General features: G+C 62.6%; 17 protein-coding genes. 8 read left to right on the top strand and 9 right to left on the bottom strand.

The features are described 5' to 3' along the window. Positions 1-86 precede the first annotated feature (86 nt). Positions 87-1,070, top strand: coding sequence for an AraC family transcriptional regulator (locus NKJ06_RS18235; protein WP_352631835.1), 984 nt, complete (start codon positions 87-89; stop codon positions 1,068-1,070). A gap of 46 nt (positions 1,071-1,116) precedes the next feature. Here the strand turns inward: NKJ06_RS18235 and NKJ06_RS18230 are convergent, their stop codons facing one another. From NKJ06_RS18230 to NKJ06_RS18200, 7 genes are all read right to left on the bottom strand, one after another. Continuing rightward, positions 1,117-2,220: an ABC transporter ATP-binding protein gene (locus NKJ06_RS18230; RefSeq protein ID WP_352631833.1), complete on the bottom strand. Its 1,104-nt coding sequence runs from the start codon at positions 2,218-2,220 to the stop codon at positions 1,117-1,119. Further along, positions 2,220-3,323 (bottom strand): ABC transporter ATP-binding protein, encoded by a 1,104-nt coding sequence (locus NKJ06_RS18225; protein ID WP_352810347.1) that lies wholly within the window; start codon positions 3,321-3,323, stop codon positions 2,220-2,222. Before NKJ06_RS18225 ends, NKJ06_RS18230 begins: the two co-directional genes overlap by 1 nt. After that, positions 3,320-3,541 (bottom strand): hypothetical protein, encoded by a 222-nt coding sequence (locus NKJ06_RS18220; protein WP_352631829.1) that lies wholly within the window; start codon positions 3,539-3,541, stop codon positions 3,320-3,322. The genes NKJ06_RS18225 and NKJ06_RS18220 overlap by 4 nt, the downstream gene beginning before the upstream one ends. Then, a complete protein-coding gene (locus NKJ06_RS18215) occupies positions 3,538-4,497 on the bottom strand; it encodes a carbohydrate ABC transporter permease (RefSeq protein ID WP_352631827.1) in 960 nt (319 codons plus the stop codon). The genes NKJ06_RS18220 and NKJ06_RS18215 overlap by 4 nt, the downstream gene beginning before the upstream one ends. A 1-nt stretch (position 4,498) precedes the next feature. Next, positions 4,499-5,404: a carbohydrate ABC transporter permease gene (locus NKJ06_RS18210; protein ID WP_352810345.1), complete on the bottom strand. Its 906-nt coding sequence runs from the start codon at positions 5,402-5,404 to the stop codon at positions 4,499-4,501. A 68-nt stretch (positions 5,405-5,472) separates the two neighbouring features. Further along, the gene (locus tag NKJ06_RS18205; protein WP_352631823.1) at positions 5,473-6,789 is read right to left on the bottom strand and encodes an ABC transporter substrate-binding protein; all 1,317 of its coding nucleotides are present in this window, start codon (positions 6,787-6,789) and stop codon (positions 5,473-5,475) included. Positions 6,790-7,152: 363 nt separating this feature from the next. Continuing rightward, a complete protein-coding gene (locus NKJ06_RS18200; RefSeq protein ID WP_352631860.1) occupies positions 7,153-7,842 on the bottom strand; it encodes a TetR/AcrR family transcriptional regulator in 690 nt (229 codons plus the stop codon). Positions 7,843-7,925: 83 nt separating this feature from the next. On the opposite strand from NKJ06_RS18200, the gene NKJ06_RS18195 reads away from it, so the two are divergent. Genes NKJ06_RS18195 through NKJ06_RS18185 form a run of 3 tightly spaced genes read left to right on the top strand, consistent with a single transcriptional unit; the run spans position 7,926 to position 10,421 of the window. Beyond that, complete coding sequence (locus NKJ06_RS18195; RefSeq protein WP_352631821.1) at positions 7,926-9,122, top strand: Tm-1-like ATP-binding domain-containing protein; 1,197 nt, start codon at positions 7,926-7,928, stop codon at positions 9,120-9,122. A 10-nt stretch (positions 9,123-9,132) separates the two neighbouring features. Continuing rightward, positions 9,133-10,005 (top strand): phosphoenolpyruvate hydrolase family protein, encoded by an 873-nt coding sequence (locus tag NKJ06_RS18190; protein WP_352631819.1) that lies wholly within the window; start codon positions 9,133-9,135, stop codon positions 10,003-10,005. Beyond that, positions 10,002-10,421: a cupin domain-containing protein gene (locus NKJ06_RS18185; RefSeq protein ID WP_352631817.1), complete on the top strand. Its 420-nt coding sequence runs from the start codon at positions 10,002-10,004 to the stop codon at positions 10,419-10,421. The genes NKJ06_RS18190 and NKJ06_RS18185 overlap by 4 nt, the downstream gene beginning before the upstream one ends. Positions 10,422-10,423: 2 nt before the next feature. Here NKJ06_RS18185 and NKJ06_RS18180 read toward each other — a convergent pair whose 3' ends face one another. Next, positions 10,424-11,101 carry a DUF4304 domain-containing protein gene (locus NKJ06_RS18180; protein ID WP_352631815.1) on the bottom strand — a complete coding sequence of 226 codons (678 nt, stop codon included), beginning with the start codon at positions 11,099-11,101 and terminating at the stop codon, positions 10,424-10,426. Between the two features lie 35 nt (positions 11,102-11,136). Continuing rightward, positions 11,137-12,324 carry a M24 family metallopeptidase gene (locus NKJ06_RS18175; protein WP_352631813.1) on the bottom strand — a complete coding sequence of 396 codons (1,188 nt, stop codon included), beginning with the start codon at positions 12,322-12,324 and terminating at the stop codon, positions 11,137-11,139. 370 nt (positions 12,325-12,694) lie between these two features. On the opposite strand from NKJ06_RS18175, the gene NKJ06_RS18170 reads away from it, so the two are divergent. The 4 genes from NKJ06_RS18170 to NKJ06_RS18155 form a co-directional block, all read left to right on the top strand. Next, a complete protein-coding gene (locus NKJ06_RS18170) occupies positions 12,695-14,305 on the top strand; it encodes an ABC transporter substrate-binding protein (protein WP_352631811.1) in 1,611 nt (536 codons plus the stop codon). 135 nt (positions 14,306-14,440) lie between these two features. Continuing rightward, on the top strand, positions 14,441-15,427 hold the full coding sequence (locus NKJ06_RS18165; RefSeq protein ID WP_352631809.1) for an ABC transporter permease: 987 nt from the start codon (positions 14,441-14,443) through the stop codon (positions 15,425-15,427). Then, entirely contained in the window at positions 15,424-16,254 is an 831-nt protein-coding gene (locus NKJ06_RS18160; protein ID WP_352810344.1) for an ABC transporter permease, read from the top strand. The genes NKJ06_RS18165 and NKJ06_RS18160 overlap by 4 nt, the downstream gene beginning before the upstream one ends. After that, the coding region (locus NKJ06_RS18155; RefSeq protein WP_352810343.1) for an ATP-binding cassette domain-containing protein at positions 16,251-16,540 on the top strand (290 nt) is incomplete at its 3' end. The genes NKJ06_RS18160 and NKJ06_RS18155, both read left to right, overlap by 4 nt.

Here is a 16,540-nt window from a genome sequence, read left to right as displayed (position 1 = left end):
GTCTCCGATTTGTTTGCAGCGCAGCATTTGGCTGCAACGCAACATAGGGAGTGACCACCTGGAGTTTCCATGCTAGAAACCCCATCATGCTTGACCATTCGTCCAAAATTCCAATCACCGGCGACCCGTTGACGGACATCTTGCGCGGCTTGCGGCTCGATGGCGTCGAGTATGGCCGCTTCGAACTTAAGGAGCCCTGGGGTATCCAGTTCCCAGCGCAGCCGGCGGCGCGGTTTCATTTCGTCGGCCGCAGAGGTTGCTGGCTAAAGCAGCCATCCGGCGAGTGGGTAGAGCTTAAGACCGGCGACGCGGTGTTGCTGCCGCGCGGTGCGGCGCATGTGCTGGCCAGCGAGCCCGGCGCCCAGGCCTGGCCGATCCACGGCTACGAAGTCGAGGAGGTCTGCAAGGACGTCTACTGCATGTCGAACGAGGGCATGTCGGAATGTTGCCGGCCGGGAACCCTGCTGTTTTGCGCCAGCATGTACTTCAATCTCGACGGCCTGCATCCCCTGCTCGGCATGATGCCGGATGTGATGCGCACGCATGAGCTGGAGGCCTACGAGCCCGGCATTCCGCATCTGCTGGAGTCGATGGCGCGTGAAGTGACGATGGAGCGTGTCGGCTCCGGCGGCATCCTGGCGCGGCTGGCCGACGTGCTTGCCGCCACCGTCATCCGCTCATGGGTCGAACGCGGCTGCGGCGACTCGTCCGGCTGGATCGCCGCGGTCAGGGACCACGAAATCGGCCGCGTGCTGGCCGCCATCCATCTTGAGCCGAACCACGACTGGACGGTGGAGTCGCTGGCCCGGATGATGGGCGCCTCGCGATCGGGATTTGCCGAGCGCTTCGCCACCATCGTCGGCGAAACGCCGGCGAAATATGTCACCCAGGTCAGAATGCATCAGGCGAGACAGTGGCTGGTCCGCGACAGGATGAAGATCTCCGTCGTTGCCGCGCGTCTCGGCTATGAATCGGATGCCGCCTTCAGCCGTGCCTTCAAGCGCGTCATCGGCTCGGCGCCCAGCCATCTGCGGGCCGAGGAACAGGCGGATATCCGCCAAGCCAGCTGAGCCGATGCTTGTGCCGCGTGCTTGCCTGGGCTGAGAAGCGGTGCATTTACCCGGCGTGCCGCAGGCTGATGCCGCTGCCCTTGTCGAACAGCACCACCTTGTCTGGGTTCCAGGCAAAGCGCACCGCCTGCTCGATGGCGACGTCGGTCCTGGCCGGCACGGTGGCACGCAGTGTCGCGTCGCCGACGCGCAGCGTCAGGATCTTTTCGACGCCGTGGTTCTCGACGTCATGGACACGCGCCTCGACCGGCGCGCCGCTCTCGAGATAGACGTCCTCGGGACGAATGCCGAAGACGAGCGGACGACCGTCGGTTGCCGCACCCGCCTTTAGCCCTCCAAAAGTCTTGGCACCCCCCGAAAAAGGCAGTTCGAAGTTCAGCGGCGCCATCACCGCGCGGCCGTTCACAAGCTTGCCGTCGATGAGGTTCATCGGCGGTGAACCGACGAAGCTCGCCACGTAGGTGTCGCGCGGATTGTTGTAGATCTCGTGCGGTGTGCCGGTCTGGACGATGCGGCCATGGTTGAGCACGCCGACTTTGTCGCCCATCGACATCGCCTCGATCTGGTCGTGGGTGACGAACAGGAAGGTGGCGCCGAGCTGCATCTGCAGGTTCTTCAGTTCCGTGCGCAACGCCTCGCGCAGCTTGGCGTCGAGCGCCGACAGCGGCTCGTCCATCAGGAACACACGCGGCTTGCGCACGATGGCGCGGCCGATCGATACGCGCTGCATCTCGCCGCCCGAAAGACGGTCGGTCTTGCGGTCAAGCAGATGCTCGATCCGCAGCGTGCGGGCGGCACGGTCGACGCGATCCTTGATCTCGGCATCGGGCAGCCGGCGGATCTTCGGCTTCAGCGGGAATTCGAGATTCTCGCGCACCGTATAGCGCGGATAGAGCGAGTATTGCTGCAGCACCAGCGCCACGTCGCGCTCAGCCGCACCCCAGTCGGCAACGTCGACACCGTCGATGAAGACCTGGCCTTCGCTCGGCTTTTCCAGCCCGGCGATCAGCCGCAGCGTCGTCGTCTTGCCGGCGCCGGTTTCGCCGAGCAGTACGAAGAACTCGCCATCGGCGATGTCGAGATCGAGCCCGGTCAAGGCGGTGTGGTTGCCGAAGGTCTTTGAGATATTCTTGAGCTGGATATGGGCCATCACAATCTCACTTCCAGCGACTTGCCGCTTGCCGTGTCGAAGAAATGCGCCTGGGCCGGATCGATTCTGGCGAACACCTTCTCGCCGGGCCCGCTGACGAAGCCGCTCTTGGTACGTGCGCGCAGCATCTTGGAGCCGACCTTGAGGTCGACGATGTCGAAGGAGCCGAGCGGCTCGACGATCTGCGTCTCGACCGGCAGGAACCCCTCGGCCGCATCGTGCCGGATCAGGACACCTTCCGGCCGGATGCCGAGCGCCAGCTGACCGCCGGCATGACCGTTGAGCTTCGACAGCAGCGCCCGCGGAAACTCGAAGCCGGCGGCAGCCCCACCGACCGTCACCGAGACCGAGGATGCAGTCTCTGCCACCGCCGCATCGGCGACATTCATCACCGGACTGCCGACGAATTGCGCCACGAACAGGTTTGCCGGGTGCGAATAGACCTCGTCCGGCGAGCCGACCTGCTGCAGCACGCCTTCATGCATGATGACGATGCGGTCGGCGAGGCTCATCGCCTCAATCTGGTCGTGCGTGACATAGATGGTGGTCGAGCCCTGCTTGATGTGCAGCCGCTTGATCTCGGCGCGCATCTCCTCGCGCAGCTTGGCGTCGAGCGCACCGATCGGTTCGTCCATCAGCATCGCTTTCGGCCGCCGCACCAGCGCCCGGCCGATGGCCACACGCTGCATGTCCCCGCCCGAAAGCGCCGACGGCTTCTTGTCGAGCAGGTCCAGGATCTGCAGGGTCTTGGCGACCGAGCGCACTTCCGAGTCGATCTCCGCCTTGCTCTTGCGCGTTGCGCGCAAAGGGAAGGCGATGTTCTCGTAGACGCTCATATGCGGGTAGAGCGAGAACGACTGGAAGACCATGGCGATGTCACGGTCGGCGGCCTTCAGATGCTGGATCGGTTTGCCGTCGATGAGGATGTCGCCCTCGTCGATCGTTTCCAGTCCGGCGATGGCGCGCAGCGTCGTCGTCTTGCCGCAGCCCGACTGGCCGAGCAGAACGATGAACTCGTTGTCGCTGATCTTCAGGTTGAGGTCCTTGATGACCTGGACGGCGCCGAAGAATTTCTGGACGCCGCGAAGCTCGATCTGGGTCAATGCTGTGCTCCCGGATTTCGCACCTGGCCGGTGCCGGCCTCTTCTTCCGGCGCGATCTTCGACGTGACGTTGAAGCCGATCAACCCGATCAGGATGATGGTCAGGCCATAGGTGTGCAGCAGCATGTTCCAGGGTTGGCACAGAGCGATGATGCCGAGCACCATCAGCACCTGGCTGCCGGGCTCCAGATATTTCTGATTGATGGCGCGAAAGCTCATTTACGGATCGCTCCGAAGGACATGCCGCGCAACAGATGGTTGCGGAGCAGGAAGGTGAAGATGGCGACCGGCAGCAGGAATAAGAAGGTTCCAGCGGCAATCACCGACCAGTCCGGCAGACCGGAGCCGACCTGGCTGGGGATGAACGGCGGTGCTGTCTGGGCACGGCGGCTGGTCATGATCAGTGCGAAGGCATATTCGTTCCATGCCGTGATGAAGCAGAAGACGGCGGTAGCGGCGATGCCGGTCGCGGCCTCGGGCAGTACGATCTTGAAGAATGCCTCCATGCGCGTGTACCCATCGACGAGGGCTGCCTCTTCATACTCTTTCGGAATCTCGTCCATGAAGCCCTTCATCAGCCACACCGAGAAGGACAGGTTGAAGGCGGTGTAGAGAATGATCAGGCCGACATGGGTATCGTTGAGCCCGACCACCCGGTACATCAGGAACATTGGAATAGCGACGACCACCGGCGGGAGCATCCGCGTCGACAGGATGAAGAAGAGCAGGTCCGCCTCCCCTTTCACCTTGAAGCGCGAGAAGCCGTAGGCGGTGAAGGTGCCCATGCCGACCGCCAGCACCGTCGAGGTTATGGCCACGATCAACGAGTTCAGGAAGCGGCTCGGATATCCCGACCATTGCACCTGGCCCTTGCCGTCGCGCACGATCTTCTCGCCACCGTCGAAAACGACACGCTCCCACCACGGGGCTGCGGCGTACTCTTCCGGCGACGCCGGGTTGCGCATCTGAGAGCGCTTGGCGAACAGCTTGACGAAGGGCGAAATTTCCGGCTGGAAGACGACCGTCGGCGGAATGGTGGTGGCCAGATTGCGCGGCTTGAAAGCCGTCGAGGCAATCCAGTAGATCGGCGCCAGGAAGATGATCGTCACCAACAGGACGGCGACGATGGCGACACGGTTGAAGCCGATTTCGGAAGAAGTGCGGACGGCAGCCATCTCAGCGCTCCTTCACCTTGTTGAGGTATTTGACATAGATGTTGGTGATGGCCAGCACCATGATCAGCACGATGTAGGCGAGCGCGCAGGAGCGCCCGGTCTGCCATTCCTGGAATGCCATCTTGTAAAGCCGGATCGAAATCAGTTCGGCCGTCGGCTGACTGGTCAGGATGTAGGCGAGATCGAAGGTCTTGAATGCCTCCATGGTGCGGAAGATGACCGCGATCATCAGGATCGGCGCGACCAGCGGCAGCGTGATGCGAAAGAAGGTGTAGAACGGTCCGGCGCGATCGATCGCGGCGGCTTCGTAGAGATGCTTCGGCACCGCCGACAGGCCGGCCAGCGACAACAGCATGACGAAGGGTGACCACATCCAGATGTCGGTCAGCGCAACGGCGTAGAGCGCCATCTTCGGGTCCGACAGCCATTCGAAGGTGCCGACGCCAAGCGCATAGTTGATGATGCCGAAGGAAGGATCGTAGAGCAGCTTCCAGAACAGGCCAACGACGGCCATCGACAGCATCATCGGCAAGAGCAGCAGCGTCGTCAGCAGTCCCTTCAGCGGAATGTCGCGATTGAGCAGCATCGCCACGCCGAAGCCGACGAACAGCTGCCCAGCGACCGAGATGATGACGTACTTCGCGGTGATGGCGAAGTTGGACCAGACATAGGGATCGTTGAGCAGATCGCGATAGTTCTGCAGCCCGACGAAATTCGCCGGCGCATTGGTCGACGCGCGAAAGTCGGTGAAGGAATAGCCGAGCGAGTAGATCAGCGGAAAGATGTTGAAGACGATCAGGAACAGGACCGTCGGAATGATGAAGAGGTTGCGGATCGAAATGTCGCTAAGGCCGCGCACGGCCGCCCTTGAAGACCTGTCGAGCGTTGTGATCATCGTGGTCGCCAAGACCCTGCTCCCGTTTGCAGAAAAGGAAACGGAGGAGGCACCAACGCCCCCTCCGTGAGCTATGATAGTTACTGACCGCGGCCGTACTTCTTGAAAGTCGCGTTCCAGTCGGACGCCAAAGCGTCCAGCGTTTCCTTGGCGGTGCCTTCGCCGCCGATCATGTAGGGATAGACGCGCTGGTTGAGCTGCTGCAGCAGTTCGGCATATTCCGGCACCGCCCAGAAATCCTTCACCTTGAACATGGTCTCATAGAAGGCCTTGTTGTAGGGTGTGGCGTTCTGGAATTCAGGCGACTTCAGCACGGCAGCACTGCAGGTGTAACCGCCAAGTGCCGCCCACTTCTTCTGGGTCTCGTCCTTGATGAACCATTCAAGGAACTTCGTCGCCTCTTCCTGCTTCTGCGAGTAGGACACGATCGAGATGCCTTGCCCACCGAGTGCGGCGAACTGGTCGCCGTTCGGGCCGGGAGGATTGGCGAAGAAGCCGGTGTTCTTGGCGTTCGGGTTCGACGCTTCGTTGATCAGCGACGGGAAGAACGCAAAGTAGTTCATGCTCATCGCGGCCAGGCCTTCGGTGATCGCCTGGTTGTCTTCGACGAAGAACGACTTGGCCCAGCCTGGAGGCGTGAACTTGTAAAGCTCCTTGTAGGCGTCGAGCGCTGCGACCGCCTTGTCGGAGTTGATGAAGCCATCGACCTTGTAGGTCGAATAATCACCCAGTTCGCCACCGTAGGAGAACAGCGCGTTCTCGAAGCCCATCGCCATCGCGTCGTAGGAATTGTCGGTGTAGATGGCGATGCCGTATTTCTTTTGGTCCGGCCGGTAGAAGAACTCGGCGATGTCGCGCAGCGCCTTGAAATCCTTCGGCACGTCGAGATCGTAACCATACTTGGCCTTGAAGGCTTCCTTTTCCTTCGGATCCTCGAACCAGTCCTTGCGATAGGACCAGCCGACGGCGTCGCCTTCAAGCGGGATGGCCCAGTATTTGCTGCTGCCGCCCGGATATTCGGCGTAGTACTTCACCGTCGCCGGTGCCATCACGTCGCCGACCTTGTGCTTGTTAAAGAAGTCGGTCAGGTCGACATAATGGCCACCGGTCGAGCCGGCACCGAGCCATTGCGAGTCGCCGACGACCATATCATAGGCGTCGCCATGGGCGTTGAACTCGGTGAAGGCCTTGGTCTGGAAGTCTGGCCAGGGCGTGGTCTCCACAGTGATCTTAACGCCGGTTTCTTTCTCGTACTCGTTGCCGAGTTCCTGCAGATAATTGGCCGGATCCCATTCGGCCCAGAAGATGGTGAGTGACTTTTCCTGCGCGTAGACGGATGTCCCGCAGGCAAGCGTTAAGCCGATACCAGCAAGTACGCTGGTCACTAACTTGCGCATAATGATTTCCTCCCTTGTGCGCATTCTACCTTGTCATGCGAGCCGGCAACGGGGCCGGCCCTGGTAGTCCCTCCCGTGATCGCACCTTTCCGGTTCTGGGCCTCCTCGCCCTGCCGGAAAATGGATCGCAGCCCTCACTTTCGATCCGCTTTTCTGATCTAATCTGGTATTACCAATTTTGCATGCACGTCAAGCCCTTTCTTGGCAGTTCGACTTGCGCTTTGCTATCGGATTTCGGCTTTATCTGCCTGTTTTACCAAGATTTTCCTACTCAGTGATACAAACAGGCATTGCCCGGCACCCCGCACTGCGGTTAATATCGATAGTCGGCATGCAAATCTGGTCGAACCAGATAGAGCTATTTCACGATTGCCGCGGATCGATGCTGTCTCCCTCACCGATCGATTCCGCGACCGCCGCACGCACCAGCGCCCCGGCCGCCCATTGCGCGACCGACATCGTCCGGCGACTGTCCAGTCCCCAGATATCCTTGAGCACGATCAGCACCTCGACGCCGAACATCAGCGACAGCGCCTGCGCCAGCCGCTTGAAGTCGCGCGGCGGCAAACGGCCCTTGAGCGGCGCGATCGCCTCTTTCAGCAAGTCGATGCGGTGACCACGCGTGAAAGCCGGCTCGCCGTCCAGCGTGCCGGCCTGCCGCCGCGCCCACTGATCGAGCGACAGCTTCAGCGCCGCCTTGAACGTCGCTTCGAAAGCCTCGATGCGCGGCATGGCCGTGTCGAACAGCTCGGCGACCCGGCGCTCCGCATCCGCGGAGGTCGATTGCCAGGTGAGGATCGGCCCTAGCCCCTCGTCGACTACCGCTTGCACCAGTGCCGCCTGGCTTGGGAAATACCGGTAGGCAGTGGCACGGGAAACCTGTGCCGCCTCGGCGATCTCGCTGACCGACGGCGTGACGCCCGCCTGCATCAGCCTCGTCGCCGTCTCCAGCATCAGTCGTTTCGTACGCGCGCGCGGCCCGCGCTCTATCGCCTGGCCGTTTCCCAGCTCAGTGCTGTCGCTCGCTGTGGATTGTTGACGTGAGACATCCATATCAATACGATACGCGCGTCTCACAAATTTGCAATGGCCTTCGCTTGCCGGAAGGTCGGGCAAGCAGCCGGCGGGGAAACGCGATGAAGCGCATCTATGCGGTGGGCACCGCCGACACCAAGGGTGAGGAACTCGCCTTCCTGGCCGATGCGATCGCCGCCACCGGTGCCGCCGTGTCCCGCGTCGATGTCGGAACGCGCGAAGCAACTATCCCCGTCGACATCACCGCAAAGGAAATTGCCCGCCATCATCCCGACGGCCGCGACGCCGTGCTCGGCGGCAATGACCGTGGCGCCGCGGTCGCCGCGATGGGCATCGCCTTTGCCCGCTTTGCCCAATCGCGAAACGATATTGCCGCCATGATCGGCATTGGCGGTGGCGGCGGCACCTCGATCATCACGTCGGGCATGCGTGCCCTGCCGCTCGGCCTGCCCAAAATCATGGTTTCGACGCTCGCCTCCGGCGATACCGCGCCTTACGTCGACGTTTCCGACATCATCATGATGCCTGCGGTGACCGACATGGCCGGACTAAACCGGCTGTCCCGCGTCATCCTGCACAATGCCGCCCAGGCGATATCGGGCATGGCGGCAACGCCGGCGCCACCGCCCGACGGCAAGCCGTCGATCGGCCTCACCATGTTCGGCGTCACCACCCCTTGCGTGACCGCGATCGCCGACCAGCTTCGTTCTAGATATGACTGCATGGTCTTCCACGCCACCGGCACCGGCGGTCGCAGCATGGAGAAGCTGGCAGACAGCGGCCTGCTGTCCGGCGTCGTCGACATCACCACCACGGAAGTCTGCGATCTCTTGTTTGGCGGCGTGCTGCCGGCGACGGAGGATCGTTTCGGAGCGATCGCCCGCACCGGGCTGCCCTATGTCGGTTCGGTCGGCGCGCTCGACATGGTGAATTTCTGGGCGCCTTCGACCATTCCGGAGCGCTATCGCGGTCGACTGTTCTACGAACACAATCCCAACGTCACGCTGATGCGCACCACGGCGCAGGAATGCCGCGCGATCGGCGAATGGATCGGCGGCAGGCTCGCCCGCTGCGAGGGGCCGGTGCATTTCCTCATCCCTGAAAAGGGCGTCTCGGCGCTCGACATCGAAGGCGGCGCCTTCTTTGATCCGGAAGCCGACGCCGTCCTGTTCGAAGCCGTCGAGCGCACCATCAAGCCGAATGGCAGACGTCGCGTCACACGCCTGCCGCTGCACATCAACGACCCTGAATTCGCCAAGGCGGCAACATCAGCCTTCCTCGACATCGCCAGACAGTGAGATCCAAATCATGCCCGCCATACCGCGCAAGGACATACTGAAGAGATTCAGGGGAATGATCGACAAGGGCGTGCCGATCGTCGGCGGCGGCGCCGGTACCGGCCTGTCGGCCAAGGCCGAGGAGGCCGGCGGCATCGACCTCATCATCATCTACAATTCCGGCCGCTACCGCATGGCCGGCCGCGGCTCGGCCGCCGGCCTGCTCGCCTATGGCAATGCCAACGAGATCGTCAAGGAGATGGCCTACGAGGTGCTGCCGGTGGTCAAGAAGACGCCGGTGCTGGCCGGCGTCAACGGCACCGATCCCTTCGTCATCATGCCGCTGCTCTTGGCCGAGCTGAAGACCATGGGCTTTTCCGGCGTGCAGAATTTTCCGACCATCGGCCTGTTCGACGGCCAGATGCGGCAAAGCTTCGAGGAGACCGGCATGGGCTTCGGGCTCGAGGTCGACATGATCGCCGAGGCGCACAAGCTCGACCTGTTGACCACGCCCTATGTTTTCAACCCGGACGAGGCCCGCGCCATGACCAAGGCCGGAGCCGACATCGTCGTCGCCCATATGGGCGTGACCACCGGCGGCTCGATCGGCGCCACATCAGCCAAGTCGCTTGATGATTGCGTCGTAGAGATCGACGCCATCGCCAATGCGGCGCGCTCGGTGCGCAAGGATATCATCCTGCTTTGCCATGGCGGCCCAATCTCGATGCCGGACGACGCCCGCTACATTCTCGACCGCTGCAAGGGCCTGCATGGCTTCTATGGCGCCAGCTCGATGGAACGGCTGCCGGCCGAGGCGGCGATCGCAAGACAGACGGCGGATTTCAAGGCCGTGACGCTTGGCGGCGACGGGAATACGAAGAAAAAAGAAGGGGTGATGAGATGACCGACAAGAGCAAGGTGTTTGTCTACCCGAAGGATGTCAGTGCCTTCGGCTTCGACTGGGGCAGACTGGCGCTGACGGTCGCTCCGGAAGTGAACGGAGCAACGCGCTTTTCCGGCGGCGTCGTCGACCTGCCATCCGGCAAGGGCCATACGCGCCACAACCATCCGGGTGCGGAGGAAATCATCTTCGTCATATCAGGCCATGGTGAGCAGATGGTCGAGGACGAGAAGGGCAATCCGGTGGTCGAAAAAGTCGGCCCCGGCTGCACCATCTATGTGCCGGAAAGCCGCTTTCATTCGACGCTCAATACCGGCGACGGACCGATGCAGCTCTTCGTCGTCTATTCGCCGGCCGGCCCGGAGCTGGTCCTGCGCGAGCTGCCGGATTTCAGGCTGATTCCGGCGGAGCAGGACTAACGTCAGAGGCTGAGGCCAATCTTCATCGCACGAGCGACCCTTGCTAGGTTGTTGGCATCGCTCCCAGCAGCGAGCCTATCCGGCAGGGTGGGGACGTCGCGCTCAGATCGGAAGACATCCGGTGAAAGTAGGCGCGCGACCCAATAGGACATACAGTTTTCCGCTGCCTCTGGACCAAGCTGCCAGAATACAAATCGAACAGCATTTTGTGGGAACATGAAACCTGGGATTTCAGAATGCGCGAGTTGTTCAGCCAGTTTGCGTGGGGCACCAAAACGCTCAAAGAAAGGCAGGACTGTCGTCTGAACGTTGGCAACGATGTTCTCGATTTCAGCCTGACGAGTAAGCAGGTTTGCGATGTTCCATGTCCGCCAGTGATGCGGGGTTCGCAGATTGCCGAGCCCTCCTCCGGCTATCCAATCGCTGGCGTTGGCCGGCCAACCGTTGCGTTCATCCCATTCCCTTATTGCCTTGTTGTAGACCGACGCATGCACGACGAGTTCGACAAACTCGCCACCGGTATTCAGATAGTTTGACTGAAAGGAAATTTTGAATGTCCAGTCGCCAACTCGGCGACTTGCATGAGGACCGCTTTTTGCAAAGCGAAATCCAAGTTCAAGCCGAGAAGAAATCTCGCTACATGCGTCGAGAAAGACTTGCCTTGGCGGTTCCTGATCCATCTTAGTGAATGCTCAGGCGGTCAAACCAGCATCCATTACGCCCCACCCCTGTTCCACCCCCTGCCCCGATCCCCGAACATCACATAACCAGCATCCGTCACCGCTAGCGTGTCCTCCAGCTTGATGAAGCCGCGCGTCGGGTGGAGCATGGTCGTCTCGACCGACAGCACCATGTTCTTCTCCAGCGGCTTTGCCGCATAGGTGCCCTCATAGGTCACCGGGTGGTTGGTCATCAGGAACGGTGCCTCGTGCGTGATCAGGCCCATGCCATGGGCGAAGAAGTCCGTATAGGCCGCGACCTTCGACGCTTTCAGCACACCCTCGGCATGCGAAATCATGTCGCCGCCCAGCGTGCCTGCCTTGACCTTTGAAAAGGCTGCCTGCTGCACCGTCTCGACCTCGGCCAGCAGATCTTCGAGTTCGGCATCCGGTTCGCCGAGAATGCCCATGCGGCAGAGGTCGCCGATATAGCCGTGATAATTGCCGCCGGAATCGATCGACAGCACCTCGCCCTTCTTCCACGCTTGCGGCGAGGCGGCGCGGTTGTGGCTGGAGCCCAGTGTCAGCAGGCAATATTCGAAATGCGCACCGCGATTGGTTTCCTCGCGCCGCAGCCGCTCGATCATCTCGCTCTTGGTCGTGCCTTCGCGCGCCCAGGCGATGGTCGCCAGCATGGAATCGGTGATCAGTTCAGAGGCGGTGCGCAGCTTCTCCAACTCGGCATCGGTCTTGATGGCGCGCATGCGCTCCAGCATGTCGGTCGCATCGATCAGCTTGGCGTCCGGCAACGCCTTGCGGATCAGCGTATAGGCGTCCGACGGCAGGAAGCCGGGCTCGATGCCGATGCGGGCACCCGTCTTGCCGATCTTCCGTAGGTGTTCGACCGCGAGATTGGCGGCATCGAGCGTGCCCCAGCAGGCGGCGTGCAGCGTCGGCGTCCAGAACGGGTTGTTCTGATGCTCGCCGCCCTCCATGCGGTTGCCGATATAGGCGGCATGGTCCGGCCCGCCCTTTTCGTACACGACGATCGGCAGGTAACGGCTGTGGCCGATCGCATCCATGGCGGCAAAGAAGATGAACTTGTAGCCGCCCAGCAGATACTGCGTGTTGTGCTTGGAGGTGGCGAGCAGCACATCGATGCCGGCCTCCTCCATCAACCGGTCGACCCTTGCGTGGTCGAACGGGATATTGCCGACCGCATTCTTGCCCGGAGCAATGTTCATCTCTCTCTCCCTGAATTGCCTCGGATCGCCGCCTGTTCCGCTCCCGATCCCTTGGCTTTGGATCAAATCTGCACCATTTTGCCCGTGCTGGTCCATCCAGAAAGAGGCGAAATAGCACAACTCGACGTCACCACGTCGTCATCCGTCGCATATCAGGTCAATCTGGTCCTACCAGAATGGTCTGATAGAACCGCTTCCTCCAAACTGGTCCAGCGGATGAAAATTTCAAAGCCAAGCGAGCATGCGCCAATTCCGTCTCTGGCGAAACCCTCGGCAAGGCTCATAATCGCCGCCGCGGATGCTGGCGGCTCGCCAGCGTTCGAGGGGTATGGCGCACCCGGTCGGGTCGCGGAGAGGACGGAGTTCGATCATGTCAGATTTCACGATTTCGAGACGCACGATGCTTGCCGGTTCGGCGATGCTGCTGGCCTCCACCGCCATGCCGATATCAGGCTGGGCGCAGACGCCGAAGAAGGGTGGCCGGCTGGTGCTTGCCGCCGATTCCGAGCCGCGCAACCTCAACCCGGCGATTGTCGCCTCCAACGGCGTCTTCTTCATCTCCAGCAAGATCGTGGAAACGCTGGCCGAAGCCTCATTCGACGGCAAGGACGGGCTCGCGCCACGGCTGGCACTGAGCTGGGAAGGTGCCGCCGACGGGCTCTCGGCAACGTTCAAACTGCGCGACGGCGTCAAGTGGCATGACGGCAAGCCATTCACCTCGGCCGACGTCGCCTTCTCGGCGCTGCAGATCTGGAAGCCGCTGCAGAATCTTGGCCGCACCGTGTTCAAGGATCTGGCCAGCGTCGAAACTCCGGACGATCTCACCGCCGTATTCAAATTCGCCAAGCCGACACCCTTCCAATTGATCCGCAACGCGCTGCCGGCGCTGAGCAGCGTGGTGCCAAAGCACATTTACGAGGTCGGCAAGATCGAGGACAACCCGGCCAACAACGCGCCGATCGGCACCGGGCCGTTCAAATTCGGCGAGTACAAGGCCGGCCAGTACTACCGGCTGACGAAGAACACCGATTACTGGGACAAGGACGAGCCCTATCTCGACGAGATCATCTACCAGGTGCTGCCGGATCGCACGTCCGCGGCGAGCGCGCTGGAGGCTGGAGAGATCCAGCTTGCAGCCTTCTCCGCCGTGCCGCTGGCCGATCTCGACCGCATCTCCAAGGTGCCGGGCCTGAAGGTGATCTCCAAGGGCTATGAGGGGCTCACCTACCAGCTCGTCGTCGAGATCAACCATCGCCGCAAGGAACTCGCCGACCTGAAGGTGCGCCAGGCGATCGCGCATGCCATCGACAAGGATTTCGTCGTCAAGACGGTGTTCCTCGGCTATGCCGCCGCCGCCACCGGCCCGGTGCCGAAGAACGATCCGCAATTCTACACCGCCGACGTTCCCACCTACGCCTTCGACGTCGCCAAGGCCAACGCGCTGCTCGACGAGGCCGGCTACAAGAAAGGCGCCGACGGCAACCGCTTCTCGCTGAAGCTTTTGCCCGCGCCCTATTTCAACGAGACCAAGCAGTTCGGCGACTATCTGCGCCAGGCGCTGGCCGCCATCGGCATCGACGCAGAGCTGGTCAACAACGACTCGGCCGCCCACATCAAGGCCGTCTACACCGATCATGCCTTCGATCTCGCCGTCGGCCCGCCGGTGTTCCGTGGCGACCCGGCGATCTCCACCACCATCCTGGTGCAGAGCGGTATTCCCGACGGCGTGCCGTTCTCCAACCAGGGCGGCTACAAGAACGACGCGCTCGATGCCCTCATCGCCAAGGCATCCGAGACGCTCGACACCACTGCCCGCACCGACCTCTACAAGGAGTTCCAGAAAGAGGTGGCCGCCGACCTGCCGCTGATCAACGTCGCCGAATGGAGTTTTATCAGCGTCGCCCGCGACACCGTTGGGAATATTGCCAACAACCCGCGTTGGGCGGTGTCGAACTGGGCGGACACGTATTTGGAATCGTGACACAATTGCGCGGATGAGAGTTCGCGGAATGATCGTAGAGGTTGCGTTCTACGAGGCCCCTCTCTGTCCGGCAGGACAAAGGGGGGTGTACGCGCGCGACCTTTCTTTTGATCGTCGCGCCCCCTCGACGCTCCCATGACCCGCGCCCTCACCCTCCTTCGCCGTCGCCTCGTCGGCAGCGTCTTCGTGCTGCTGATCGTCGTCGTCGGCACCTTCCTGCTGCTCGAAGCGGCCCCCGGCGACGCGGTCGATGCCTATATCGTCTCGACTGGCGGCGATGCCGGCATGATCGAGCTGTTGCGCCATCGCTGGGGCCTCGACCAGTCGGAGCTGACGCGGCTCGCCAACTATCTCTGGGCGCTGCTGCATCTCGATCTCGGCCAGTCGGTGACGTTCTCCCGACCGATCCGCGACGTCATCCTCGAGCGCCTGCCCAACACGCTGCTGTTGATGGTCAGCGCCACCGCGCTCTCCTTCGGGCTTGGCTCGGCACTTGGCATATATGCCGGTGCACGGCCGGGCAGTTTCCGTGACCGCTTCCTGTCGATCGGCTCTCTGGCGCTCTATGCCGTGCCGGGTTTCTGGCTCGGCCTGGTGCTGATCGTCGTCTTTGCCGTCGACCTGCGCTGGCTGCCGATCGGCGGCATCGAAACCCTGGCCTCGGACAGGACAGGGCTCGACCGTGCAGCCGACATCGCCATCCATCTCGTCTTGCCGGTTTCTGCCCTCGGCTTCATCTATCTGGCGCTTTATCTGCGCATGATGCGCGCCGGCATGGCCGAGGTCTGGCGGCAAGATTTCGTCCTGGCCGCCCGCGCCAAGGGGCTATCCCGCCGGCGCATCGTTCTCGCCCACGTCGCCCGCAACGCACTACTGCCGCTGGTCACCATGCTCGGCCTGCAATCGGCGCAGATGCTCGGCGGCAGCGTCGTCATCGAGAGCGTCTTTTCCGTACCCGGCCTCGGCCGGCTGGCGCAGGAGGCAGTCGCCTCCCGCGACACGCCGCTTCTGCTTGGCATTATCCTCACCAGCGCCGTCCTGGTCATTGTCATCAACCTTCTCGTCGACATCGCCTATGCCTTCCTCGATCCGCGCGTCGGCGCGAGCGAGGCCCGCGCATGAGCCCGCTCCGCCGCTTTCTGCGCGCGCCTGAGGCGGTTGCCGGTGCCATCCTCCTCGCGGCGCTGATTGCCATGGCGCTGTCGGCGTCGCTGCTGTTCCCAGGCGATCCCCAAGCCATCGCTGGCCCCGCACTGCTGCCGCCGTTCCAGGACTGGTCGCTGCCGCTCGGCACCGACCGGCTTGGCCGCGACGTGCTGGCCGCGCTTTTTCCTGGCGCCCGCACGTCGCTGGCCGTCGGGCTCGCGGCCGCGGCGGCGGCACTTGTCGTCGGCGCGGTGGTCGGCACATTGGCCGGTTTTGCCGGCGGCCTCGTCGACGAGGTGCTGATGCGCGTCACCGACGCCTTTCAGACCGTCCCGAGCTTCCTGCTGGCGTTGGCCTTCGTCAGCGTCGTCGGACCGTCGCTCGGCGTCGTCGCGATTGCCATCGCGCTCGGCACCTGGACCGGACCTGCCAGAGTGGCCCGCGCGGAAGTCCTCTCCATCCGCGAACGCGATTATGTCGCCGGGGCCAGGGTCATCGGCATGCACCCGCTGGCGATCGCCTTTCGCGAGGTGCTGCCCAACGCCTTGCCGCCGGTGCTGGCGATGTCGTCGGTGATCGTCGCCGCCGCGATCCTCACCGAAGCGGCCTTGTCCTTCCTCGGCTTGGGCGACCCCAACCGGGTCACCTGGGGCGGCATGATCGCCGAAGGCCGCACTGTTTTGCGCACCGCACCCTTCCTGTCGATCGTTCCGGGCATAGCGTTGGTTCTGACCGTGCTCGGCGTCTATCTCGCTGGTGAAGGCATCGTCGAGACGACGGCAGTCAGGAGAGGCCTTTCGTGACCGCCCTGGCTACGATCCGCGACCTGACGGTGACTTACCGCCGCGACGGCAGCGAGGTGGCGGCACTGAAGAGCGTCAGCCTCGACATCGCCGCTGGCGAACGCCTCGCCATCATCGGCGAAAGCGGCTCGGGCAAGAGCACGCTGGCACTGGCCATTGCCGGGCTGCTGCCGGCTGCGTCCAGGGTTGATGGGCGCATCGATTGGTTCTTCCGACCGCCGCCAAGGTTGGGCGCCAAGGCACCCCCCTCTGTCCTGCCGGACATCTCCCCCGCAAGGGGGGAGAT

It is taken from the genome of Mesorhizobium sp. M0293 (assembly GCF_040321735.1).
In the GTDB taxonomy this organism is placed as follows: domain Bacteria; phylum Pseudomonadota; class Alphaproteobacteria; order Rhizobiales; family Rhizobiaceae; genus Mesorhizobium.
This window is presented reverse-complemented; position numbering and strand designations above follow the sequence as displayed.